At 38.3% G+C, this 25,843-nt stretch carries 21 protein-coding genes, 1 pseudogene and 2 riboswitches; of the genes and pseudogenes, 8 read left to right on the top strand and 14 right to left on the bottom strand.

The genetic code is table 11. The annotated features are described in order from the left end of the window. Positions 1-5: 5 nt before the first annotated feature. The 10 genes from ACVWXS_RS09300 to ACVWXS_RS09255 are packed head-to-tail and all read right to left on the bottom strand — an operon-like array spanning position 6 to position 9,339. Complete coding sequence (locus tag ACVWXS_RS09300; RefSeq protein WP_427419348.1) at positions 6-1,127, bottom strand: cobalt-precorrin 5A hydrolase; 1,122 nt, start codon at positions 1,125-1,127, stop codon at positions 6-8. Continuing rightward, on the bottom strand, positions 1,120-1,905 hold the full coding sequence (cobM, locus tag ACVWXS_RS09295) for a precorrin-4 C(11)-methyltransferase (protein ID WP_456957815.1): 786 nt from the start codon (positions 1,903-1,905) through the stop codon (positions 1,120-1,122). Before cobM ends, ACVWXS_RS09300 begins: the two co-directional genes overlap by 8 nt. Next, on the bottom strand, positions 1,905-2,612 hold the full coding sequence (cobI, locus tag ACVWXS_RS09290; protein WP_068984704.1) for a precorrin-2 C(20)-methyltransferase: 708 nt from the start codon (positions 2,610-2,612) through the stop codon (positions 1,905-1,907). Before cobI ends, cobM begins: the two co-directional genes overlap by 1 nt. Then, positions 2,605-3,825 (bottom strand): precorrin-6y C5,15-methyltransferase (decarboxylating) subunit CbiE, encoded by a 1,221-nt coding sequence (cbiE, locus tag ACVWXS_RS09285; protein WP_456957812.1) that lies wholly within the window; start codon positions 3,823-3,825, stop codon positions 2,605-2,607. The genes cobI and cbiE overlap by 8 nt, the downstream gene beginning before the upstream one ends. Beyond that, positions 3,782-4,915, bottom strand: a complete 1,134-nt coding sequence (locus tag ACVWXS_RS09280) for a cobalt-precorrin-5B (C(1))-methyltransferase (protein ID WP_456957810.1) — start codon at positions 4,913-4,915, stop codon at positions 3,782-3,784. The genes cbiE and ACVWXS_RS09280 overlap by 44 nt, the downstream gene beginning before the upstream one ends. Continuing rightward, a complete protein-coding gene (locus ACVWXS_RS09275; protein ID WP_053483787.1) occupies positions 4,915-5,574 on the bottom strand; it encodes a precorrin-8X methylmutase in 660 nt (219 codons plus the stop codon). The genes ACVWXS_RS09280 and ACVWXS_RS09275 overlap by 1 nt, the downstream gene beginning before the upstream one ends. Positions 5,575-5,586: 12 nt before the next feature. After that, complete coding sequence (cobK, locus tag ACVWXS_RS09270; protein WP_456957808.1) at positions 5,587-6,348, bottom strand: precorrin-6A reductase; 762 nt, start codon at positions 6,346-6,348, stop codon at positions 5,587-5,589. Beyond that, entirely contained in the window at positions 6,345-7,274 is a 930-nt protein-coding gene (locus tag ACVWXS_RS09265; RefSeq protein WP_456957806.1) for a sirohydrochlorin chelatase, read from the bottom strand. The genes cobK and ACVWXS_RS09265 overlap by 4 nt, the downstream gene beginning before the upstream one ends. Before the next feature lie 15 nt (positions 7,275-7,289). Further along, positions 7,290-8,963, bottom strand: coding sequence for a precorrin-3B C(17)-methyltransferase (gene cobJ / locus ACVWXS_RS09260; protein WP_456957804.1), 1,674 nt, complete (start codon positions 8,961-8,963; stop codon positions 7,290-7,292). A gap of 4 nt (positions 8,964-8,967) precedes the next feature. Beyond that, positions 8,968-9,339 (bottom strand): (2Fe-2S) ferredoxin domain-containing protein, encoded by a 372-nt coding sequence (locus ACVWXS_RS09255; RefSeq protein ID WP_402986292.1) that lies wholly within the window; start codon positions 9,337-9,339, stop codon positions 8,968-8,970. Between the two features lie 141 nt (positions 9,340-9,480). Continuing rightward, a riboswitch (cobalamin riboswitch) is annotated at positions 9,481-9,664 on the bottom strand. 226 nt (positions 9,665-9,890) lie between these two features. Next, a riboswitch (cobalamin riboswitch) is annotated at positions 9,891-10,075 on the top strand. A 239-nt stretch (positions 10,076-10,314) separates the two neighbouring features. Here ACVWXS_RS09255 and ACVWXS_RS09250 point away from each other — a divergent pair. The 5 genes from ACVWXS_RS09250 (at position 10,315) to ACVWXS_RS09230 (ending at position 16,905) form a co-directional block, all read left to right on the top strand. Next, positions 10,315-11,079, top strand: a complete 765-nt coding sequence (locus ACVWXS_RS09250) for an energy-coupling factor ABC transporter permease (RefSeq protein ID WP_456957905.1) — start codon at positions 10,315-10,317, stop codon at positions 11,077-11,079. A 1-nt stretch (position 11,080) separates the two neighbouring features. Continuing rightward, positions 11,081-11,353 carry an energy-coupling factor ABC transporter substrate-binding protein gene (locus ACVWXS_RS09245; RefSeq protein ID WP_068984711.1) on the top strand — a complete coding sequence of 91 codons (273 nt, stop codon included), beginning with the start codon at positions 11,081-11,083 and terminating at the stop codon, positions 11,351-11,353. A 5-nt stretch (positions 11,354-11,358) separates the two neighbouring features. Beyond that, positions 11,359-12,129: a cobalt ECF transporter T component CbiQ gene (gene cbiQ, locus ACVWXS_RS09240; RefSeq protein ID WP_456957801.1), complete on the top strand. Its 771-nt coding sequence runs from the start codon at positions 11,359-11,361 to the stop codon at positions 12,127-12,129. After that, positions 12,129-12,965, top strand: coding sequence for an energy-coupling factor ABC transporter ATP-binding protein (locus tag ACVWXS_RS09235; RefSeq protein WP_456957799.1), 837 nt, complete (start codon positions 12,129-12,131; stop codon positions 12,963-12,965). The genes cbiQ and ACVWXS_RS09235 overlap by 1 nt, the downstream gene beginning before the upstream one ends. 442 nt (positions 12,966-13,407) lie before the next feature. Further along, positions 13,408-16,905 (top strand): S8 family peptidase, encoded by a 3,498-nt coding sequence (locus tag ACVWXS_RS09230; protein ID WP_456957797.1) that lies wholly within the window; start codon positions 13,408-13,410, stop codon positions 16,903-16,905. Between the two features lie 262 nt (positions 16,906-17,167). On the opposite strand, the gene ACVWXS_RS09225 is transcribed toward ACVWXS_RS09230, so the two are convergent. Next, on the bottom strand, positions 17,168-17,608 hold the full coding sequence (locus ACVWXS_RS09225; RefSeq protein ID WP_368636704.1) for a GNAT family N-acetyltransferase: 441 nt from the start codon (positions 17,606-17,608) through the stop codon (positions 17,168-17,170). Positions 17,609-17,910: 302 nt separating this feature from the next. On the opposite strand from ACVWXS_RS09225, the gene ACVWXS_RS09220 reads away from it, so the two are divergent. Continuing rightward, a complete protein-coding gene (locus tag ACVWXS_RS09220; protein WP_456957795.1) occupies positions 17,911-18,453 on the top strand; it encodes a DUF402 domain-containing protein in 543 nt (180 codons plus the stop codon). An 82-nt stretch (positions 18,454-18,535) separates the two neighbouring features. On the opposite strand, the pseudogene ACVWXS_RS09215 reads toward ACVWXS_RS09220, so the two are convergent. Beyond that, positions 18,536-19,351 (bottom strand): annotated as a pseudogene (locus tag ACVWXS_RS09215) (alpha/beta fold hydrolase). A gap of 293 nt (positions 19,352-19,644) precedes the next feature. On the opposite strand from ACVWXS_RS09215, the gene ACVWXS_RS09210 reads away from it, so the two are divergent. Further along, positions 19,645-21,738 (top strand): hypothetical protein, encoded by a 2,094-nt coding sequence (locus ACVWXS_RS09210; protein WP_456957793.1) that lies wholly within the window; start codon positions 19,645-19,647, stop codon positions 21,736-21,738. 221 nt (positions 21,739-21,959) lie between these two features. On the opposite strand, the gene ACVWXS_RS09205 is transcribed toward ACVWXS_RS09210, so the two are convergent. Both ACVWXS_RS09205 and ACVWXS_RS09200 read right to left on the bottom strand, forming a co-directional pair. Further along, a complete protein-coding gene (locus ACVWXS_RS09205) occupies positions 21,960-23,189 on the bottom strand; it encodes a DNA polymerase IV (protein ID WP_456957791.1) in 1,230 nt (409 codons plus the stop codon). A gap of 807 nt (positions 23,190-23,996) precedes the next feature. Then, positions 23,997-24,911: a DNA/RNA non-specific endonuclease gene (locus ACVWXS_RS09200; RefSeq protein WP_456957789.1), complete on the bottom strand. Its 915-nt coding sequence runs from the start codon at positions 24,909-24,911 to the stop codon at positions 23,997-23,999. A 445-nt stretch (positions 24,912-25,356) separates the two neighbouring features. On the opposite strand from ACVWXS_RS09200, the gene ACVWXS_RS09195 reads away from it, so the two are divergent. Further along, positions 25,357-25,794 (top strand): hypothetical protein, encoded by a 438-nt coding sequence (locus ACVWXS_RS09195; protein ID WP_456957787.1) that lies wholly within the window; start codon positions 25,357-25,359, stop codon positions 25,792-25,794. Positions 25,795-25,843 lie beyond the last annotated feature (49 nt).

Here is a 25,843-nt window from a genome sequence, read left to right as displayed (position 1 = left end):
CCTCCTTAAAATGTTAATCTAGCAACAGAAATCGTAGCATTGCCCGATTTTTTCTTCTGTAACACAAGCGACTCCACCTGCGCATAACGCATCGCTGCAGGCTCACTCACTCCATATGCACCTGTATATTGAAAGACCGTCTCTGAAGGTGTTGGAAAATCGATTTCATTTAATTCAGTAGGTGAATATGTTACAAATTCCCAATCATATCTCTTTGTTATCTCAAGGAAGCATTGCTCATCTTTCTTTAAATCGATTGTACATAGTGCCTTGACACTTTTTTTCGAAAGTTTAAGCTCTGCAAGTGTGTCATCAATGACCTGTTCAATTTCTTCCACAGATGTCCCACGATTACAGCCCATGCCAAGCACAACCGATTTTGGTCGATAAATGACACCATTTTCAAGAAGTACTTCTTCTTCAGGTTCTATTATGCGATCTGTAATAAGCAATGTCGCATGTGGTTTAGCTTCAATCGCAGCATACGTTGACGGATAGACTTTAATTTGCTCAGGCATTGGTGTGTCACGCATCCACCAGTCGCGTTCACCCGTTTCCTGTACGATTGCGACATGCTCCTCATTGACAACAGAGGCACTTACTGGTGTTAGTTTATCGGCACTATCCCAAATCCAACCAAAACGTGCGCCAAATAAATCAACAGGGATTGTCTTTTGCACATCTGAAGCTGTTGTAATTATTGGATTGGCTCCAAGTGCAGCGGCAACTTCATGTGTCAGCTCATTGGCACCACCTAAATGTCCAGATAACACACTAATCACATTTTCACCACGGTCATCAATGACAACAACGCCTGGATCTGTCTTTTTATCCTTTAATATCGGTGCAATCATGCGTACAACTGCACCGAGTGAAATGATTAAAATTAAACCTTTATATTGCTTAAACAAGGTTGGCAGCAGCAAACGTACTGTCCCTGTAAACATTTGAATATGCTTTTCCGCTTCATCGCCCTGCTCAAATTTGCTCATATAGTATAAATCGCTTGCAGCAAAAGTTTGCTGCAAGCGGCGTCCGAGTTGAACACCATGTTTGGTGATGGCTACAACAGCATAAGCATTTCGTTGCTCAACCGCTGGTAAAACACCCTCTTGTAACTCAATCACTTGTCTTCACACCTTTTCTAAAACCATGTGTAAAGGTAGCATCATATAACTTCGAACGATATTGATCCTTATCATGAATAGTAGGATCTAATGCCCAGCCAGCTAAAATCATCGCATGCTTACGAATACCGTTCACACGCATTGCTTCATCTAGCTCAATCAATGTAGTACGCACGATTTTTTGATCTGGCCAAGAAGCACGTTGAATCACAGCTACAGGTGTATCATCAGCCCAGCCTGCACTCTGCAATTCTTTTACGATTTTCTTCGTTAGCGTTGCACTTAGGAATAAGGCAATTGTACAATGGTGACTTGCTAAATCGCGTAGTTTTTCGAATTCTGGCACAGGTGTACGCCCTTCTGCACGCGTTAAAATAAGTGTTTGCGTTAAGTCAGGGATCGTTAATTCTGCCCCAATTGCTGCCGCCGAAGCGAAGACAGAGCTAACACCAGGAATGACCTCGTAGCCAATGCCTTCTTTTTTTAATAATGCAACCTGTTCCATGATGGCACCATACATAGCGGGATCTCCTGTATGCATACGAGCCACTACTTTACCTGCATTGACACGATCTGCCATTACGGCTACCATTTCCTCTAAATGCATACCCGCGGTGCGAATAACTTCCGCATCCGGTCTTGCTTTGGCAATAAGCTCTTCATTTACTAACGAATCTGTATACATGACAACATCCGCTGTTTGTAGCATATGTAAACCTTTTACTGTAATTAAATCTGGATCACCAGGACCAGCACCGACAATATATATTTTCTTCATTATTTTCGCACCACCATTAATGTTAAGTATTCTAAATCGACACCGTCTAGCTCGCGTACATCCCAAATAATCTCCTCGTCAGATGTGACCTTAGTTACGACAGATGCCTTATCAAGTAAATCTAAATCACGTAGCACCTCTAACATTAAATCAATCACCTTCGCCACTTTAATGAATACCACCGCATCGTGACTTTCAATCGCTTCACGCATTGCATCATAGTTATCATAGGCAGGTACGATGGCAACACGGTCATCACCATCTGCGAGCGCAATTCCTAAACGCGATGCCGAACCATTGAACGAAGAAATTCCTGGTACTGTTTGGATTTCAACCTCTGGGTGCATGTCCTGCATAAGCTTCATCATATGGATGAACGTACTATATAATAGTGGATCTCCCTCTGTTACGAATGCGACGTCTTTGCCTTCTTTTAATTTTCCATAGACAAGTTCAACAGATTTTGTCCATTCACGTTCTAATACAGCCTCATCCTTTGTCATTGGGAATACTAGGCCAAGCATATCCTTTTCTTCTGGATTAATGTAAACATCTACAATACGATGTGCATAGCTTTTACTGCCTTTTAATTTTTTTGGATACGCAATAACAGGCGACTCCTGAATAACGCGGAATGCTTTAACTGTAATTAATTCTGGATCGCCAGGACCTACGCCCAAGCCATATAAAATACCAAGATTACTCATGATTTTCTTCCTTTCGATATGCAGATATAATAAAAATCGGATTTAATGGGACAAAACGTGTCATATCTAAAATTGGTTTACTGCGCGCAAGCTGTGCCTGTAAGATGTCAACGGCAAAGCCACAAGCTTTAAACGCTTCGACTGCCTTATATAAATTTTCAATTGTTGCAGCATTTAAGACAATACGACCATTTGGCTTCAAGCGGGTACAGCATAATTGCAATAGCTCCACCATTTCGCCTCCTGTTCCACCGATAAAAATCGCATCCGGATCAGGGAAGTTTTCAAGTCCTGCAGGTGCTTTACTATGAATAGCTGTTATATCAACACGGAACTTTTGCTGATTTTGCAGGCAATTTTCTAAATCAGGTGCATTTTTCTCTACCGCAAATACTTGACCTTCTGGCGCAAGCTTACCAGCCTCAATCGCCATAGATCCTGTACATGTACCGACATCCCATACAATACTATCCTTTTGTAGCTGCATTGCTTGTAAACTTAAGACACGAATTTCTTTTTTCGTAATAAGCCCTTTATCTGGCTTACGCTGTGAGAATTCTTCATCATCAATCCCGAGTGTATAGCGTTTTGGTTCGGATGATTGTTTTAAAATCACGACATTTAAAGGAGAAAAGTCTGTAGTCTCTAATTCATCAAGAGAATACGAGCCAAATTTTTCATTAATGCCTTGTAAATTTTCTGCCACAAATGCGCTGTATTCTGTCATACCAAAATGCTTTAAATAGCGTGCTAGTGCATTCGGGTTATTTTCAGCATCTGTTAGAAGCGCCACTTTCTTTTTGCCATCAATGCGCTGTGCTAAGCCTTTCATAGAGCGCCCATGAATACTTGTTACATAAGCGTCCTGCCAGCTTTCCCCCATCTTCGAAAAGGCAAGCTGTACCGAGCTCATATATGGATAAACTTCAACGTTTAGCTTTTTCGCTAAATAACCACCGATTCCATAAAATAGTGGATCACCTGACGCTAGAATAACGGTGTTTCTTGTTTCTGTAGATAATCTTTCAACAAGCGTTGAAAGACCACCTTTGATTATTATTTTTTCTCCAGTAAAGCTCGGGAAAAATTCTAGAACACGCTCACCGCCAACAAGTACCTCACAGTCTTCTATCCACTGTACATATTGTGGTAGCAAGCTTTCTTGTCCGTTATCCCCGATCCCAATCAATTTCATCGATCGATGCAATGTCATCAGCCCTTCCTAATAATTGTCCCTGCATCGAATAGATCGATGTGGAAAGCGTTAAACCGCCTCTAACATGATGTAACGAAGAATAGCAACAAGCCTCACATAAACGGTGAAAGAATGCATCATAGCCCTTCTCTGCCATAATTTCGCCGACTTGTGAAGCAGTATTGGCCTCTCGTACCTCAGCTACTGTCTCTTCGTCTGCACCTATATCCACTGCCAATTGTGCTAAAAAGTTAAAATCAATCGGAGCACTTTTGGAATGCACCATCATCACACCTTGAGCAACCTTCGAAAACTTACCCATCATACCAACTAGTGATACTTCTTTAATACCAAGTCGTTTACAATGCTTTAATGTAAAGCCAACAAAGTCGCCCATCTCTACAAACGCTTCCTCTGGCAAATAAGGGTACTGTGTCATCCCAAATTTTTCACTGCGCCCACCAGTAGTCACGACTAAATGCTCACAGCCAGCTGCCTTTGCAACACTAATAGCTTGAACGATACTTGCCATATAAGCGGAACTCGAAAAAGGCACGACGGTTCCCCTTGTGCCTAAAATGGAGATGCCTCCAATAATACCAAGTCGCCCATTTAACGTTTTTTTTGCAATTTCCTCACCTTCAGGTACTGAAATCACTACATTGACGCCTCTGTCAATTTCAAAATCGTCAAGCACACCCTGTACAGAACTATGAATCATCTTCCGTGGCACAGGATTAATCGCTGCTTCTCCAACAGGCACTGGTAAGCCGGGCTTTGTTACGCGCCCGACACCAATCCCTCCGTCTAAATGAATGCCAGGTGTATCAGCCCAGCTCACTGTCCCAATAATGAGTGCCTTATGTGTTGCATCAGGGTCATCACCAGCATCTTTAATGGTTTCACAACTTACAGCATTATTTTCAAATGTACATTTTTCTATCGTAAATGTTGCATCTCGCCCAATCGGCAAATGAATCGTACTTGTTTCTTGCTCGTCATTTGTGATTAAGGCCAGTAATGCAGCCTTCGTTACTGCAGTTGCACAGGCTCCCGTTGTATAACCGTGACGCATGTCCTTGGGATCCTTTTTAGGCTTCCGCTCCATTATTTTTTCGCCTGTTCATCCGCTAAAAGTGAAACAGCATTCAATGCGGCAACCGTCACTGTACTACCGCCTTTACGACCAACATTTGTAATATACGGAATACCTTCTAGTTTTAATAACTCTTCTTTCGACTCAGCAGCAGAAACGAAGCCAACTGGCATACCGATAATTAAATCTGGTTTCGCTAAGCCTTCTTTAATTAAACGAATTAATTCCAGCAATGCTGTCGGTGCATTACCGATTGCATAAATGCCACCCTCATGTAATTTAGCAGCCTTTTGCATAGAAATAATCGCACGCGTAGTGTTTTGTTTTTTCGCTTCGATCGACACGTCTTCATCTGCAATATAGCAGTGTAAATCGCCACCATGTTTTTGGAAGCGTTTTTTCCCCGAACCACTTTCAATCATTTGCACATCTGCAATGACATGGCGACCAGCAAGAATTGATTTAATCCCTGCTTCAAGCGCACCTGGTGTAATAATTACGCTACGTCCTAGTTCAAAGTCAGCAGAAGCATGGATGATGCGACGTACTACTTTCCACTCGTCTTCTGAGAAATTATGCTCGCCCATTTCCTCTGCAATAATTGAAAAACTGTAATCGTAAATTTTATCTGGGTCTACTGTTAATGGTTTGAAATCTGTTTTAAAGTCCATCTGGATTGCCTCCTAAAGTGTGTTTTGTACAGCTTGTAATACATCTTCAAATGTAGAATATTGCTGTCCGTATTTTATATTTGGTCTTGCAATTAAAATCGTTTCAATGCCACATGCAAGGGCAGCATCTAGCTTTTCATCCACAGAGCCAACCTTGCCGCTTTCTTTCGTAATCATCAGTGTCACATCATATTGACGGAAGAGCGCTTCGTTTAATTCCTTTGAAAACGGACCTTGTATCGCAACGATATTTCTTTGTGCCACACCAAGTGCTTCACATTTTTCCATATTATCGAGTCGAGGAAGCATACGAGCAATTACTCGTGTATTGTCTAAGCCATGTAATACTTTTGTAAATGTTGCAAGTGTTTTACTGCCCGTCGTTAACATGATGACACCACGTTTTTCCGCTGCTAAGTGAGCAGCCTCCTCATAATCTTTCACAACCGTAATTAGTGGATGTGTATAATGCTCATGTGCTCGTTCATAGCGAATATACGGTACATTTGCTTGCTCAGCTGCAGCCATGGCATTTTTTGAAGCTTCCTCAGCAAATGGATGAGAGGCATCTACAACTAAACGATACCCTTGCTCTGTGATGATTGTCGCCATTTCTTCAGCCGTTAATCGACCGACTAAATGAGGCAGGCCCACTTCTGTAAGGCTTGAAGCGGCTGATTCAGTAACGACTGTAGCTGTCACAGCACAACCTGCTGACTGTAATTCTAGTGCTAGATTCCTTGCATCACTCGTCCCAGCTAACATGAAAATCATTTCACTGGCTCCTCTTCATGGTCATGGTCATGATGGTGGTCATGGTCATGATCATCGTGGTGATGGTGGTCGTGCCCATGGTCGTGGTCATGATGGTGATGGTGATGATGATGCGCATGTCCATGTACCGCCGCATAAGCACGATAGTTTTCTAAATCTTGCATACCTGTTGATGTACCATTCACAGCTTGCTCAATACGCTCTAATAACACATTTTGCAAACGCTCATGATAGCCAAAATAGTTAGCGATTTGAATATCACTGTCTGGATATTTCTCGTTAAATTGCTCGCACATACCATTCATGCGTTCCATTAGGATACCTGTGAATAAAAAGTACGGTAGCATAATAATTTTTTTAGCACCAAGTTTTACACAGCGCTCAATGCCTTCTTCAACACGAGGATCTGTTACACCCATAAAGGCGCTTTCTACGTACTGTACAGGTAGTTTTTCCCATAGCAGACGTGTAATTTTATAAAAATCACCATTCGCATATGGGTCACTGCCGCCTCGTGCAATTAATAAAATGGCAGTATCCTTATGGTCTTCTTCCGCATTAAAGCCAGTCTCTGCTAGGCGGTCTTCTAGAATCGCAAATATTTCTTCATGGACACCAATTGTTTGGCCATATGTGAATGTAATATTTGGATAATGCTCACGCGCATGCTCGATTTCTGCAGGAATATGCAGTTTTGAATGTCCCGCATGAAGAAGAATAATCGGAATAACATGTACCTCAGTAGCGCCCTTCTTGACACAGTTCGTAATACCTTCTTCAATGTTTGGCGAAGCAAACTCTAAAAAACATGTTTCTACTAAAAAACTATCATCAATACGAGGTGTCATTTGCTCAATAAATGTACGTACCTCATCATTTCCTGCTGCTAAACGGCTCCCATGGCCGACAAATAAAATTGCTTTCATCCTCATTACTCCTCACTAGTCGCCGCACGGAGCTGGCTCAACTTTTATTTTTGAAGACATATCCTGATACGTAAAATGAAGTATCTTTTTCACACGCTTAAAGTATTTAAACAAACGTTCATTCGGATGTGCATTTGCTTTATACTCTTCGATAATATCTGTGATCAGCGGTATAAGTTGCTCAGGTTCTAAACCCTCCACAACAGGCTGGGCCGCATGTGCTGTACGACCAACTGGCTTAGCCCCAATAAAAACATCAAACTTACTTTTGCGATAAACAATACCAATATCATCAAATACCGCTCGATAACATGCCATACCACAGCCGTTAAAACCTATATTCAACGTTTTCGGTAACGACATACCACCAAGCTTTTCTTGAATCTCTTCCGCATAAGGAATCGAATCAGTCTTTTCTCCATAGCAGAAATCACAAGCCTTTAACGATAGCACGTCACCAATCGGTGCTAGTAAAAAGCCAACTTCTCGAAGCTTTGCTGTAATCACTGCAGGATCAGTCGTCGGAATTTTCAGATGAATTTGATGGTCTGGTGTATACTCCATCGTTCCTTCTTCTCCAACTACCTCTGCTAGCGTCATCATTTGTTGAGGAGTAAAGAACTTATTAGCTACTCCTGGACTCACAGCTAATTCAAAAATGGATTCCATTTTTTGTTGAACAAGCTTCGGTGTTACCCTCACTGCACTTGTTCCCTTCACCATTGCTAGTGCTGATGTCGCCATTTCAAGTGATGACTTTTTTTTAGGCTTTGGTTCTGATGTTATGGCTAAACTGGGCTTAATACGATTTGCATTGGGATCTGTCGCAAAATCATTACGAGCCATCCCTGTTTCTTGATTCATTGCCCATGGTTCATTTTCTTCTTTTAGACGTTGATGTGGTCGTAACGGTTGTTTTTCATCGCCGAGTGTATATTTGCGCTGATAACCACGTGGCGTAATCATTTTATTGTCATAGAAGAACGTTGATGAATTCCCGATAACAACAGTTGTTAGCATGCCAATATCATGTTCTAGCATTTCTGCTAAAGTCGTCATCGTAATTTCCTGACGTTCACGATACGCACTTTTCACAAGTCCTACCGGTGTATCCGGAGAACGATATTCTAATAAAATTCGTTGTGCCTCTACGATTTGTCTCGTACGACGGCCACTTTTTGGGTTATAAAGAGCAATAACGAAATCAGCCATTGCCGCTGCTTCTACTCGCTTTGCAATTAAATTCCAAGGTGTTAAGTGGTCACTTAAACTAATCGTACAGGCGTCATGCATAATCGGAGCACCTAGTAAACTTGCACATGAATTGATAGCAGAAATACCTGGAACAATCTCTACCTCAACACCAGTTGCTTCCGTCCAGCCTAGCTCAATTAAAACTTCATATACTAAGCCTGCCATGCCATAAACGCCAGCATCACCGCTCGATATAACCGATACGATACTTCCTGCCTCTGCTTGGCGCACTGCTTCTTGTGCACGTGAAACTTCTTCTGTCATACCAGTACTAACAATTGACTTTGCACTAACTAAATCCTGAATAAGCTCAACATATGTTTTATAGCCTATGATCATATCACTTTGTTGAAGTGCCTCAACAGCACGAGTCGTAATATGTTTAAAATCCCCAGGTCCAAAACCAACTACGAAAATCTTTCCTTTTTGCGCCATTTTGTTACCCCTCTTTCACCTTTTCAATGCCTTTAATGGCTGTTGTTTGTGCTGTACGCTGTAACGAACCTTCACGCAATGTAAAGACATGCTCATTTTGTAATGCTTCATGATTTAAATCTTGTACGAGTGCCCGCGCATGCTCTGTAGTCGGCACACGGTACCAATTCCCCTGAGGATAAGCGATAACAACACATGCATCCTTACATCTACCATTACAGCGTGTCCTAGTCGTATGTATGTCCTGATCAAGCGCTTGCATTTGTATTTCATCACGGATTGCCTGTGTAATTTCCTCTGCATCTTTTTTCATACAGCTACTGCCATTGCAAATAAAAAGATGCGTTTTCATCCCCTCTAAATTCCAAGTTGTCATTGTTGTTCTCCCCTCATTTGCTTTTAGGAAAAAGAAAAACCTTTACTCTAGACGAAGAGTAAAGGTTTTGTAGAAGCTAAATAAAAAACGAATATATACAGCTACTCGCTCTCGCTTCAACTTCTCCCTCCGAAAAGTTTGCATGCATCATCACAATAAGCAGGTTTCCTGACTTAAGCATCCTTTTACTTTCGCGCCTTCCTAAGTTTTCACTAGTGGCATTTGCGATTTCATCAGCTATTACAGTAGCGGGGGCTGTATCGGATTTTCACCGATTTCCCTATTATCTCGAAAATATTCAAGCACTTATTGATGTTTTATATGAAATTGTACTTTTTATGTAATAGAAAACTGTCTCTATCATATCTTAATTTTTAAAAATTTCAATATTTCTTTCTCAAATTGTGACATTTTTATTAAAAATTCAGAGAAAACGCGAAATTTTTATCTGTATTTATCTGAATTTTCGACATTGACCTTTAATTCTAAAATTTTTATAAAAAGTATAGCATATATGTGGAAATTCATGTTACACTTTGTCGTGAAATCTCACAACTTCATTCTTTTTCGGTGCGAAGTGTATACCATTTCGCTTAAAAGGGAAGCCGGTTCAAGTCCGGCGCGGTCCCGCCACTGTACTAGGGAGTTTTATAGATCATGTCACTGTCCAAAGGATGGGAAGGCCTATAAAACGTTGAACTAAAGCCAGGAGACCTGCCGAAAAATATGTGATCGTTTCAACCTACGAGGATAGGTGTGCGGCTTAGCAGATTAAAATTTTATTTGCCTCTTTTAGCTATGCACTTTTCCAAAGTCGGAGAAGTGCTTTTTATTTTCATTCAGAAGAGACTCCATCTCATGGTGGTAGATGTTTACAGATATAGCCAAAACACCTCCTGAATGAAAATAAAGCCTCGAACGCAATTACGCCAAGGCGAAATTGATATCGTTCGCACGCTACATTCGAAAAATATAATGTTAGGAGGAGAGATTTTGAAATTCTCACCTTGGAAGCTTAGTTATTTCTTGCTGGCATTTTTATTTGTGCCAAATCGTGCATTTGCTATGCATATCATGGAGGGCTTTTTGCCGATTGAATGGGCAATTTTTTGGTGGGTCTTATCGATTCCATTTATTATTTTAGGATTACGCTCTATTCGTAAAACCATTGATGAAAATCCTGAAACAAAAATGATACTAGGTTTATCCGGTGCCTTCACCTTTGTATTATCAGCCTTAAAAATCCCTTCTGTAACGGGGAGCTGCTCGCATCCGACAGGAGTTGGACTTGGGACTGTTCTTTTTGGACCACTAGCTATGAGTGTGATCGGGACAATCGTTTTATTATTCCAAGCTTTACTTTTAGCACATGGTGGGCTTACAACATTAGGGGCAAATGCATTTTCCATGGCAATTGTTGGTCCTATTATTGCTTACTCTGTATTTAAGGGCGCACAAAAAATGGGGCTATCATTTTCAGTAGCTGTCTTTTTAGCAGCAATGCTTGGTGACTTAGGTACATATGTTGTTACATCTGTACAATTAGCTCTTGCCTTCCCTTCTGAAGTAGGAGGGTTTATGGCATCATTCACAAAATTTGCTGGTATTTTTGCAATAACACAAATTCCGCTCGCGGTAAGTGAAGGAATTTTAACAGTGATCGTTATGAATTTCTTGAAAAAATATAATGTGAGCGAACTAAAAGCATTACGTGTTTTCTCAGCTAAGGAGGCACACTAAAATGAAAAAAAATTTACTGCTCTTGGCAATTGTTGTGTTTCTAGCTATCATTCCTCTATTTATCCAAAAGGGTGCAGAATTTGAGGGTGCTGATGGCCAAGCGGAAGCAGCAATTGGTGAAATTAACGCTGACTACGAACCATGGTTTGAAAGCATTTGGGAGCCACCAAGTGGTGAAATTGAAAGCTTATTATTCGCTCTACAAGCTGCTATCGGCGCTGGATTTATCGGCTATTTCATCGGCTTTATGCGCGGCAAACATAAAGAAGGTTAAACGATATGTTACTCATAGATAAGTATGCTTATTTGAATAAGCTAGCGTCTGTTCATCCGCTAGAAAAAATGACGTTATCCATAGGACTACTATTATTGTCGCTTATCATGAGAGATGAACGAATTTCACTCATTACATTTATTGTAATGAGTGCTTTTACCATTTTAAGCGCAAAAATCCCAGTTAAATATTATGCAAAACTGCTATTACTACCGGGATTTTTTTTACTTTCTAGTTTACTATCAATATTAATTTCTATAGCCCCATCAACAAGCACTCTCCCTACACATATTTGGTCGTTTTCTATTAACGGTTGGACAATTTTTGTAGGGCGCGCGAGTATAGAAACAGCACAGCAGCTTTTTTTCATCGTACTTGGCAGCATTAGCTGTTTGTATTTTTTAATTCTTACAACATCCGTACAATCGATCTGCTATGTTCTACGACTTTGGCGACTTCCCACTTTATTTGTAGAGCTAGTGGAACTAACGTATCGATTTATTTTTATTTTTTTAGACAGTATGCAAAAAATTCATCTTGCCCAGCAGGCTCGATTAGGTTACCGCTCCCCTATGCAATGGCTGCGCTCAATTTCAATGCTGATTGCAGCTTTATTTGCCGAGATGTTTCAGCGAAGTCGTGAACTAAACAATGCAATGCAGGCACGCGGTGGAGAAACTGTCTATTGGCAGGAGAATGTTACCTATTGCATGAAAAACTGGCTAGGTATGGCTGCTATTTTTATTTCCCTTATCATTTATGGAGGTTTTTTCTGATGACTGATTTATACTTTGAACTAAAACAATTATCCTACGCTTATGCAGATGGAACCCATGCTTTGACAGATCTTACACTCCAAATTCCAAAGGGAAAAAAAATCGCTTTACTTGGTCATAACGGAGCTGGGAAATCGACTTTATTTCAGCATTTAAATGGCATTTTAAAGCCTACCACTGGAAATATATCGTTTTGTGGCAAGGAACTTAACTATAGTAGAAAAGCATTAAAAGAATTGCGCCAACAGGTTGGAATTGTTTTTCAAGATGCAGACAACCAGCTTTTTTCAGGTACTGTTATGCAAGATATTGCATTTGGACCTTTAAACCTTGGTTGGACAACTGAAAAAATTGAAGAGAAAATTGCATGGGCTGTTGCTCAAACTGAAGTTGAACCATTACTCGATAAACCGATCCATTTTTTAAGTGTTGGCCAGAAAAAACGTGTTGCAATGGCTGGAGTACTAGCGATGGAACCATCTGTTTTATTATTAGATGAACCAACAGCTGGACTTGATAATTATTATGCTGCACAAGTTTTACAGTATTTAGCTAAATTAGAGAATGGTGAACGTACTATTTTACTAGCAACGCATGATATCCCATTAGCCTATGAATGGGCAGACCAAATCATCGTGATGGAAGCTGGAAAAATCATTTATAATGGGGACCCTGTTGAGTTGTTCTATCAAGAGCAGTTGCTTGAACAGGCCCATCTCGAACGCCCATGGGTCTTTGAAATGGCGATTGCCTTGCAAAATAAGAAACTATTTGAGAAAAACAGTACAATGCCTCGTTCGAAGGCAGATTTACAAAAACTTATTGAGCAGCTTTAAGACGATGTTTTAAGGATATAACATTTCTTGGACTATAGTTGCGTGTTTTCCACTTGTAGGGCTCATTACCATAACGTGTGGTTGATTGTAGTGAAGGCTGGGCGCTTATAGCTGATACACTTCCCTTAACTACAATCTAAAAGAGTGACTCCCCCCGACCTCTCGCACCACCGTACGGACAGTGCCTTTCAGTAACGAATATTACCTGTTGTCTCAAGGATGTGAAATCATAGACTTTTTATAGTCCTAATGAGAGTATTCGTTCTCCCTTCCCTTTCACTAAGGCTAGTTTACTGATACAAATTTTCATAGATTTTACATAATGGAAAAATATAGATTGGTACTTTTGGAAAAATAACTCCTTATTTACGAAACTTTTCTATCATTCATCCGTAATAGTATAGATGTGACTTAAATCAAAACATTCAAGGAGGTAATACAGTTGAAGAACTGGAAAAAGAAATCATTTGCTATAGTAGCATCTGCTGCACTAATGGTGCCTACTGCTTCTGCCTTTGCTGAAGCACCACAAAAAACAGAGAAGAACCCAGAGTCAGTGAAAGTAGCTAGCAATCAGAAACAAGCAGAAAAGAATCAAAAAGAATGGATCAGTAAGGATACAATTATCGTCAAGCATTCTGGTCTTGATAAGAATGTCCATAAAAAAATTGGCGCAAAAGTAATCCGCTCTATTCCTTCATTAGGTTACGATGTTATCCAACTTAACAAAGGAGTAACTTTAGAAAAAGCAGTTTCATATTATGCAAATCAAAAAGGGGTTAAAAATGTTTCCCCTAGTTACATGTATCATTCCTTTGGCAATGGCGGAGACCCAAAGAAAAATGATATGTATCATTTAAACTTGCTTGAAATTGATAAGGCCCTAGAATTAGCAGGCAATAACGAAGTAAAAGTAGCGGTTATCGATTCTGGTGTGGATTTTAAACATCCAGATTTAAAATCGCAAGTGCTTCCACCATATAATGCAGCAGCACCTGCCAATACTACTAATACTGGTGACCATGGAACACACGTAGCAGGTATTATTGGAGCGGCAAAAGATAATGCTGTAGGAGGACATGGGGTTAATCCAAATGCTAAGCTTCTTCCAATTGATGTATTCAACGGAAAAGCTGGTGCCAGTGATTTCGTCATTGCACAAGGTATACTTTACGCTATTGAGCAAGGCGCAGATGTTATTAACATGAGCCTTGGTGGCTATGGAGAATCTCCACTAGTGAAAGAAGCTGTTCAGAAAGCGATTGATCATGGAATTACCGTTGTAGCGGCTGCAGGAAATGAATCGACAGATAATTACTCCTTCCCTGCTTCTTTCGAAGGCGTCATTAGCGTAGGTTCTACGAATGATAGAAACAAACTATCAAGCTATTCAAACTATGGTCCATCGGTTGACCTAGTAGCTCCAGGTGAAGATGTATACAGTACAGTTCACGATGAGAAAAAAGGATCATCCTATGTAAAATTTAGTGGGACATCGATGGCTTCTCCCGTTGTTGCAGGTGTGGCGTCCCTACTAAAATCAAAATATCCAAATTTAAAGCCTCATGAAATAGAAGCTATTCTCGAAATGACGGCAAAAGATTTAGGTGAGAAGGACTATGATTTGACATATGGAAATGGCCTTGTCAACCCTGTGAAAGCATTACAGTTTGATTTAAAAAATCTTCCTAAACAGTATTCAGAAACAACAGATGAGCGTATGAAAAACGCAAAAGTCCTCAAAAAGAATACACTAAATACAGAAAAAGGTGAATTCAAGCAGCCGGACGAAAAGAAATGGTACAAGGTTGATTTAGAAGCAAATGAATACGCACAACTGACATTAAAAGGTGCAAATAAATACGATTATGCATTTGATTTGTACTTCTACCCTGAAGGTCAAAATGGGAAAGCAGAACCAATCAATGTGAATGATGTTCGTATTGGAAAGCAAGAAGGATACCTATATAAAGCAGATCAAAAAGGAACCCTTCTTGTTGGCGTAAAGGATCATAATGGCAGCTACGACTTAAAGGGTAAATCTAACTACATCTTCACAGCTCAAACAACTAAAGAATTACCAGTTGATTCATTAGAAATAGACAAAATGGAGAAAATTGCAAAATTCCCATTCAATACAGCAGGGAAAAACTATACCCTACTTTCTAAAGATCAGCAAAGTGACAAAGATTATTTTACATTTTCAGTAAAAGAACCAACGACACTGAAATTTGATTTATCTGGTATTCCAGGTGTTACAGCTTCTATGGAACTTTATTTAAAAGAAGACTTAGATAATGTAGCAAAAGAACCAGTCGATACTGAGGAACCAGAAGAGGCATATCCTCTCCAAGCATCCTACGGTATGGATAAAGGCGACGGAGTAAGCCTTTTTGTCGATGCTATGCCTGAAGAAGAGTATGTACTAAGCGTATCTAATGAAAACGGAAACGACTTCTCGCTTGAAATGTTCTTGAGCGGCGGCATTGATACGAAAGAAAATGTAAGTGAATCAATTATTCCTTACACATTAACAGGAGCAGCCGTTACCCTTCCTAAAGATGAAGACGGACTTCCATTAATTGAGGAAATGCCAGAAGAAAATGTACAAATGGATTCTGTACCTTTAGCTGAATCTAAAATAACAAAACGCAATGAAATAGATGATTTAATGAATATGTTCATGAATCCCGATGCTATGGAAAATCCAGAAGACGTGGATGCAATTATAAAGCAAGCGATTCGTTTTAATATTGGTAAAGATCAAAAAGCATACTTCCAATCAGATTATGATAAAGATTACTTCTTATTTAAAGCCCAAGAAGATGGCATATATGGTTTCAACATTAAAAAAGGTATGAACCAAATGCCAGCTGGTACTGTATTTGAATATGATGAAGAAACAAAAGAATTATTACCGATTTCTTCATTAACAAATGATTTAGGGCCAATGGGTCTATTCCTTGGATCAACAAGTGATGAAAACGTTGCAAAGACAATTTCATTGAAAAAGGACAAAACCTATGTTGTAAAAGTAAGTAATTTTGGTGACCGTTCTTCTGAACCATATACACTTAAAACAAGTAAAGTGGCAGCTATTCCAGAAGGTTATAATAAAGAAAATAATACAGAAAAAACAGCTCAAACGATTCAACCTGGTAACAGCTATAAAGATTATCTAGTTTATCAAGATGATAGTGATTTCTACTATTACAAACAGCAAGGCAAAGATGAAGTCATGAGTCTTCTTGTTTCTTCTGAACTACTTACAAATGAACAGCTAGATAAATTACCTAAAGAGCTTCAAAATAACTTAAAATTCACAGGCTCCATTATTGAAGATACAAATGGTAATATGCAAATTGATCCACAAGAAATGGCAACAGAAATTACATTTGGACAACCTGAAAATATCTTTGAATTGCTACTTGGTATATCAGGAACATCAGATGTAAATACTTCTTTTAAAGCGAAAAAGGACCGCGGTTATTTTATTGTTGTTAACGGCATGAAACTTGGACAAGTATCAACTCAACCATATAATTTAACATTGGTTGATCATATAAAAGTAGATGAAGATGCAGATTCCAAGGTAGTGAATGGTATACCAACAAAACCATCTACACTTACGAAAAAAGACGACAAATGGGTAGCGACTCACTATCTAAATGCAGGTGTTCCATTTGGAGATAAAGACTATTTCGAATTTAATAATGACCGCAAACGCGATGTGCTCTTCTCTCTACAAACAGAAAAAGCACTAGATGGCGTCATCCGTATTATTGATGCAAAAGGAAAAACAGTAGAAACCTTAGATCTTTACGGCGCAGAAGATGCTGAAGTAGGTACAGTTGAACTGGATGAAGGAACTTACTATATTGAAGTAAGTGAAGCTGACGGCAAAGCAAGTACACAACCATATACACTTGAAATAAAGTGAAACTTTAATCAGTGGGGGGGTTTTTCATCCCCCACTGATTATTAGTCTTCACCAATCGGGCTTTTATGGGCAGTTTTTCTACCACCTATCTTCTTTGCTTTCGATACAGATAAATTACTGCCCGTTAAAGCGGGATAAAATAAGTTGAAGGATTGTCCCCTAGATAATAAAATCTAGGGGATTTCTTGATCATTATCGATTTCATCCATGTTAGGCGCAATACTAAAAAAGCATCTCATCCGTGATGGATGAGATGCCTCTTTTAACTAAAATACTTTACATAATTACAGTATTGATCTTGTTTCATATTAAGATTCTCATATAGCTTCCGTGCATGAACATTATCAGTTGCCGTTTGAAGCGTCACATAGCGAGCATATTGCTGCTCACAATATTGAAATACCTTTTCCATCAATGCCTTGCCCACCCCTAGGCCTCTAGCATCTTCTTTTACATAAATATCATTTAATATATATGCACGCTGTAAGGCAATGGACGAAAATGTCGGATATAATTGTGCAAAGCCAATTGTATTCCCATTTTCTACAACTACAAAAATAATGGATTCTTTTAAGGCCATTCGTAATTGTAAAAATGCCTTCGCACTGCTTACATCTGACTCAATCCCATAAAACTGGCGATATTCATCAAAAAGCACTGTTAGCTCCTCTAGTTCATTCATTGTTGCTTGAAGTATTTCCATCCTGTTCTCCCCTTGTGTCTACCCATGATCGTCTAAAATTATGAATCTAGTTTTCATTATAAAGGAAATAATGGAATAAATAAAAGAATATCCATCTTATTCAAGCAAGGAGATACTTTAGCACAGCTTTTCATCTAAAACTTCGGCAACAATTTGCCCAATATGTTTTCAGATTCTATTCCACCGATTGCGAATGCTTGGAGGTGCCCGTATGTATTTGCAGGTTCCTTCTTTAAGAAAGATTTTTTACCGTACCGAAAGTTTTGTATCCTTATTATTTTATATAAGTTTGGAGGATTCGTATGCTAAAAAGAAAGTTTGGAGACCATTCACAATGGCAACGAGTTATAGAAAGAAAATATGGCCAGTCATACCTTGATACTAAAGATTTTAAGGGATTTATCACTTTATTAAAAACAGTAAAAGTGACAGAACCCCTTTCCGTGAATTATGGAGAGAAAAGATTATGTATTGTCGATAATGGCTATATATGGTTGCAACAATTTCCTCTTGAGAAAAACCATGCAGTAACAACAATGTTTGATGCGAACGGAGAAATAATTCAATGGTATATTGATATGTGCAATAAAAACTCAATCGAAAATAATGTGCCTTGGATGGATGATTTATTTTTAGACCTCATCTTGTTGCCGTCAGGAGAACTGATTGAAAAAGATGCTGATGAATTAGAGGAAGCTTATGCGAATAGTATCATTGATAAATCTCTTTATGAATTGGCTTGGAACGAACTAAACAGTATAAAAAGAGATATAAGCAAAGGTGAATTTAAATTGGTTAACCTTTCTAAACAGCATAAAGAAATTTTAGTAAATAAAATAAATTAACTTTGGTTCTTCTCCTTACAAAACTCCATTTTGAAGATTTTATGTAACTTTTAGAACACTCTTTCAAATTGACTAACTAGCACTAATTGATCACCTTGCCATCTGGTAATTTGCCATCCTTCATCCACTCTTCTACAAAACGGTTAAAGAACTTTGGGTTTGCTAAAGAGACACCATGGCCGATGTTAGATAGCACAACACCTTTACAATTAGGATTACTATTCACTAGATGTATGGCTGATTTTTTCATGTTGCCCTTCTCTTTTTCACCGACCGTTACTAATATTTTGCATTGAGCTTTCGAAAAATTGTGAGGAATTGCAAATGACATATTTTCTTGCAATATTTTAATAAGGGTATCTAATTTCATCCTTGAACTATCTTGATAATATTGCTCAAAATATTCCTCATCTACATACAATGTTTTAGCTTGAAGCTTCGCGAATGATTTATTTTTTATCAGCGGAAAAGATAATTTAATGAACGGTCTAATCAATTTTTCTGCGATCGGAGAAGGTATCACTAAGGCACTGTTGATGATGGCATAATCTATTAGATGCTTCTATCAATTATGCCTCGGCATAATTGTGTCCGGAATCGGCTTTGTGCTTGCACAAAGAATTCCTTTTCCGATTTCCGTGACATCCGCCGGAGGCTTTAACTTCATTCAGCGGTTGTTTGGACTTCCGCTGAATGAAGTTAAACTAATCATTTGAATAGCAATCTGTGCCCCTAATGAAAAACCGATCACCATGACACGTTTATTTTCTGCTTTCTCCTCGATTATCGTTAGAAGTTTTTTTGCACAATCTTCAATTGAAAAATCAGCGTCATCAGTGATTAATTCTGGTACAACGCAATGATAATCGGAAAAATATTGGACTTGTTTATCCCACATCCACCCTCAAACACCACCCCCATGAATCAACATCATGAGTGGCTTATGTAGATCACCGTACTCCTTATAATGCATTACCACACCTTCTTTCTTCGTTGTTGTATTTCTCGGGAAATAATTAGATTATTCTTTTATTTTACACACTGTATTTATTTTACTATTTTTAGTGTCATATTTATAGTTACTGTTGCATATATAATACTTGAAAAACATTTTGCATTTTTTAATGAAGCATTGTGGCTCTTGGGATTGAGGAAGAAAGACAAAAAATAATAAACATGGAGGTAATACAGATGGATCAAAACAAAACAAACGAACCAAAAGAATTATTAAAAGCCATTAGCCCTTCCAGTTTAGGAGAATTTCCCCTCTCACCAATTAGTGGTTTATATGCATGGAGCGAACAGCAATTCCATGAGGAACTTCGCCTTGATGTAGACGGATACTACCCACAAATGGTAGCAAGCGGAACTATTATTTCAAACACGTCTTCTACTATTCATTGGATTGCCAAGTTAACAGCTAATGGTCCAAATACTTGGATAGGCAATATTCGAAATAAATACCTAGACGAAATACAATCATTTCCTTATACAAATGTAAAAATACAGGTAACACGCGGTTCAATCCCTGAACAACATACTGCCGAAGTCGCATTTCTTATCGGAGGGGAGACAGACAGAACTAGCACTTTCCAGTTTCAATCTCCCCACTTCCACCCTGTGGAATTTGAATTCGATGCTGAAGAAGGTACAACGCCAGTCACGACCTATCAAACACACGCACATCCAGACAAGCCAACATCTTTGCCGGATGAAACTTTGTCAATTTCAGAAGTTTTTAAACGCACTGGGTTTGACGTGAAAATATCAGAAGGTAATAATATTGTTTCCAAAGACTATACAGGGACTGATAAAAAGTGGAACACTCAAGAGATGCATGATGCCATGCAAGTATATTGGTCACACTTTGGTAATAAGCCTCAATGGTCCATGTGGACATTCTTTGCAAATTCGGAAGCTGAAGAAGGCCATGGTCTAGGCGGTATTATGTTTGATAGCATAGGTCCGAATCATCGTCAAGGGACAGCAATTTTTAATAATTCATTTATTTCAGATCCTCCTAAAGGTGACGCCTCCCCAGAAGCTTGGGTACAGCGCTATCGTTTTTGGTGTACTTGCCATGAGATGGGACATGCTTTCAATCTCCTGCACTCTTGGCAAAAACACCTAGGTCATCCTTGGGAACCGTTGGAGCGCCCTCTTACCCCAGAACCAAAGGCTCTAAGCTTTATGAATTATCCTTTCAAATTTGATGGCAACCAACAGGAGTTCTTTAAACACTTTGAGTATCGTTTTAGTGATCAAGAGCTTTTATTTTTGCGACACGCTCCTGAGCGCTTCGTACAAATGGGTAATGCTGACTGGGCTGTAGATCATGGTTTTGAACAACCAATCAATTCTATTCACCCTTCTTTTAATCTTGAATTGAGGGTTAACCGTAAAACACCTATATTCCAATGGTTAGAACCTACAGTTATTGAAATCAAACTAACTAATACTTCAAATCAACCTCAGTCAATAAATAAACATATCTTGTCCGATTTATATGGAATGTCTGTAATGGTTAAAAAAGATGGCAAACAAGGTCGTCGGCTACTACCTTATGTTCAATTTTTAAGGAACATAGAGAACAAGGTAATTATGCCTGGTGAATCACTGTATGAAACCATTTTCGCTTCCGTAGGGAAAAATGGCTGGTTAATTGATGATCCAGGATTCTATAACATTCAAGTAGCCCTGCAAATAAACGGCAATAACATCGTATCTAACAACTTAAGGCTACGAGTTTTACCACCTACCGGATACGATCAGGAATTCCTTGCTCAAGATTATTTCTCTGAAGAAGTCGGCCGTATCCTTGCATTTGACGGCAGCCGTTTTTTTGAAAAAGGGAACGATATCCTTCGTGAGGTAACAGAAAAACTTCCTGACCATGCTGTTGCTCTTCACGCTCATATCGCTCTTGCTAAACCATTGGCGTTCGATTATCAATTCCTTGACTTCACAGGAGACTCAGATACAAGAGGTAAAATCAAAATAATACCTGCCCAACCAGATGAGGCACGTAAACAGTTTACTTCTGCTTTAACAGAGCACAAACAAGTAGCTGCTAAGACACTTTCCAATATAGACTATTATGAATATATGGGAACATATAGTGAATTTCTAAGTAACCAAGAAGAAAACAAGGAAGCCGCAGAGGTACAGAATGTCCTTTATCAAACGCTGTCTGAACGGAATGTTCTAGACAGCGTATTACAAAAAATCAAAAATCGCCGCGAAACTTATGGACAAAAGGAAAATGAACACTTTACGAACAGCTAAAATAATTTAAGTTAAAACATTACTCATCGACAAAGATATTTAATTATGATATAGAAAACTACAAATTAAAACCGTTATTTCGAAAAAAGCTTGATCGAAATGACGGTTTTCTTTTTGATTTTATATAACTATTTCTTTATGAAATTAAACAAGCACTAGTTAGCTTAATAAGACGTAAGTGGTGCCATGATTATATAGTATTCCTTAAGAAACTAAATTCTCTATTCCCAAAAGTCCTTACTGAAACTCGTATTTGCATGATATTTCCCAACTGGTTTGGCAATATCTGACCCTCTAACGATCGTTCCTTTTCCAAACTTTTGTTCTATTTGATCAACGAGTTTAATGATTGGTTCTTCTTTTATATGTTCTTCAAAGTTAAATAACGTTAGCTGCTGTGTCGTTTCTTTAATATCACTGACATTCGATACGGTAACACCTAGTAATCGAACTGGCTCTTCACCCCAATGCTTATTAAATAAATACCACGCTAGCTCAATGATATCCTCTTTTGAATGAATCGCGTTATTGATGGACTTACTCCGTGTACATGTTTCCCAGTCTGCTGAACGAATTATGATACTTACAGTTACCCCTGCAAGTTTCTTAGCCTTTAATCTTTCCGCTACTTTTTCAGAAAGTGTTGCGATTACTTTATATAATTCATCTCTATCTGTTGTATCATAAGAAAGTGTTGTAGAATTCCCTACACTTTTCGTATCGTATATTGCTTCTGGATCAACAGGTCTGTCATCTTCGCCATTTGCTTTTTGTTTCATCCTTAGACCATTAATACCGAAGTTTTGCTTTAATACATATTCATCAGTTACAGCTAGTTCTCCAATTGTTTGAATACCTAAATTACCCAATTTCTCCGCTGTACTTTTGCCAACCCCATGCATCTCAATTACATTCATTGGCCATAGTATTGTTGGTACATCTCGCTTACGGAGTATTGTAATACCCATCGGCTTTTTCATGTCACTTGCCATTTTCGCCAAAAATTTATTTGGCGCAATGCCGATTGAACAAGGGAGTTGCAGTTCGTTCCAGATTCTATCTTGAATATTTTGTACGTGTTGCAATACATTTTGGCCATCAACTATAGGAAGTTGCAAATAACCTTCATCGATTGAAACTGGTTGAAGAATTTCGCTATACTCTTTTAACAAATTAAAAAAAGACTTGGACGCATCTCTATATCGTTCAAAATTAGGAGGTAATACAATTAACTCCGGGCACTTTCGCCGCGCCTCCCCGACATTCATAGTTGTATAAACACCTCTTGCCCTTGCTTCATAACTACAAGTAATTATAATACCTCTTCGCTCTTTAGGATTCCCTGCTATAGCTATGGCCTTGCCTTTTAAACTCGGGTCATAAATCTGTTCTACTGAAGCATAAAAACTGTTCATGTCAATATGGAGAATGATTCTTGATTTATTAACCATAATATTCCCTCCATAAATAACGTATTTTCGGCAACATCTAATCGTTTTGATGATGTGTATTTCTTGTTTAGAGAGATGCGAAACGCTAGGCTTTGTTGAATAACATAGATTCTAGGCTTCGTAAAAAAAGAATATTTGTTCTTATTTTATCATCAAAAGGGATGTTTTGGCTATCACTAACCGACATTCCTCACCATTTTCTCATTGGAAACTGTCCACGTTAGCTACTTGGTTTAATGTATTCTCCTGTTAAAGCGTTAAAGCCCGCAGTATTCATTTTTATGACACTTTATTCCATTTCAAAGTAGGTGGAGATACTTCAATCACTTGTTTTATTGATCATTCTTGGTGTACATCGACTTCAAATGAGCTTCAGTTAATAAACAAGCAGGTACTTTCTCGACAGCTCCAACTGAAATTAACAAAAGTAAGACAACAAATTTTTTTTCATTTTCTTGATTCCGCTCGTTAGTAAACTATAAGAAATCCTACTAACATGAAAGCTAATAGGATTTCTTATCAAACTTTATTTTAATACCACAGGAACATTAAAACTTATCTCGATGTTTGAAATCGCTAAAGAAATGCGTCTAATCCTAAGACTTACTAGTGATATTTTTGAAACATATCGTAAAAATTAAAAAGCTAAGAGTATTCAATTAAATGAAAACTCTCAGCTTTTTTGCATTACGGAAACCAGAGGTGATTACGACCACCTGCTTCGCGAGACTGTGACAAGTAGTCGCCAAAAGATGCTCCATGTGGACGTGTTAGGATGTAAGCAATTCAGAAAGCCAACACTGCATATCATTTGGTCCGATCTAATATTAAATCTGTTTGATCTCGAATAATGTATGCTTCTGGAGTAGCGATATTGGCTCTTTCAGTCAAAGCGTTAGCATGATAATATAAGGGATTTGTCTCATATAGATAATCATCAAATTGTATTCCTGTAATTTCAGTTATTGTTGTTAAAGGAACTTGGTATTGTGTTAGTACATCCATTTTCTCCAGTAAGCGATTTTTTGTCGAGGAACGAAATTCCGCCTTTAAGTTATGTCTCCAATAATCATCCTGTAATATTTTAAATGCGACTGAACGGAGCCTATCGTCAATCCCAATATAAAAAGCTACTTTCCAAAATCCGGCCGGTATCTTTATACCGCAACCTAAGGGTTTTTGATATCCACAGTACTCCCTGTCATTTTCGGTAAAGATCGGCCCAGTGAAAATTGAGAATTTTTTATTTTTGCTCTTAGTTTGATTAATAATCCATCCTTCGATATCACCCCATTTTGTATGATGAAACTCCTTATGTTGAGGGGCAATATTTGCAAAGCAAAATGAATCACAATCTCCATCCTTTGCTTCATCTCTTTCTCCCCAACCTACATCATCTCTTCTGACAAGGTGACCTCTATCCCACAAATCTGCTTGTCCTCCTTCATATAACCATCCACCTACCTGATTTTCCTCTCCAATCCGATCGTCATTATGCCAATTATTACATCTCCTAAGTTGTATATCCCGTTCTTTATCCGTATTGTTCGCTCCAAAAATGGCAAATTTCCGTTCTTTATTCATCACAATTGAAAAGTGCGTAAATGGATAAACTTTACCTCCTTCTAATGCTACTTGGCCTATATCTTCACGTAAACGTGGAAATGGGATAGGAAACTCTTCTCCTAAAAAGGTAGTATCAAAGCCTTTGTTTAAACCCATTTTTGAACGACCTCCTTCTTATCTTGAAATCAAACCTATCAACTAGATCCTCTTGCACATTACAAATAAACCAGAAATATTTCGCTCGAGAAAATAAAACAAAAGGATGGGCATGTCCTAATTTTGTTTGTTTCTATTTATATATTTGCACTGAGCAGCATATATGACTTCCTCAAGCTACTTCGATATAACTAATTCATCATTTGTTATGAAAAAAACAGGTGTGTTGATTAGCCATTTTTATACATTCGAATTAAATTCGAAGATGCTGATTTCCACTGGAGTCGAGTAGACCGTAGCGGAAATCAGTAAAATAGGAATATATCGGCAAAATAACAACAAAAAAATCCTTCTTAAATAACACTCATTATACCTTTAAAAAGCCCTTCAATTACCAAAATTTGCTATAATTCAATTATTAAAAAAGGATAAAGAAGGGGTCTATATGAAAAAATTTATAATTATATTACCTTTACTCATAATCATTATTGCTGTTGTTTTTTTTTTTGCAATGAAAGACCATAACGACTCTGCAACAGATGTATTAGAAAACGCTGATTTTAATGCGGAAAATCCAACTGTAACTATTTTTAGTGTCAATACAGAAAAAAAAGATATATTTACGGAAATTGAAATTCCAGAAAAAACACAACAAGAACTTATAAAGGCTTTTCAAAACGCAAAATTTAAAAAAACAACTATAAACACCACTAATTACGATTACCGAATCACCATTACATTAAATGCAGGTTATTCAATGTACCTTGATTCAGATAAAAAATCACTAACTATCATTAGAACCAACCAAGACAGTACCAACAAAAACTATGCCATCGTAAATGATAGCGATTTTTTTAGTATTTTAGAAAAAGCAACAAAATAAGGAGGCTGGGACATAACTGGTTAAAACCTTAAAAAGCGAGGGAAATCAA

Source organism: Lysinibacillus sp. TE18511 (assembly GCF_054062295.1).
This window is presented reverse-complemented; position numbering and strand designations above follow the sequence as displayed.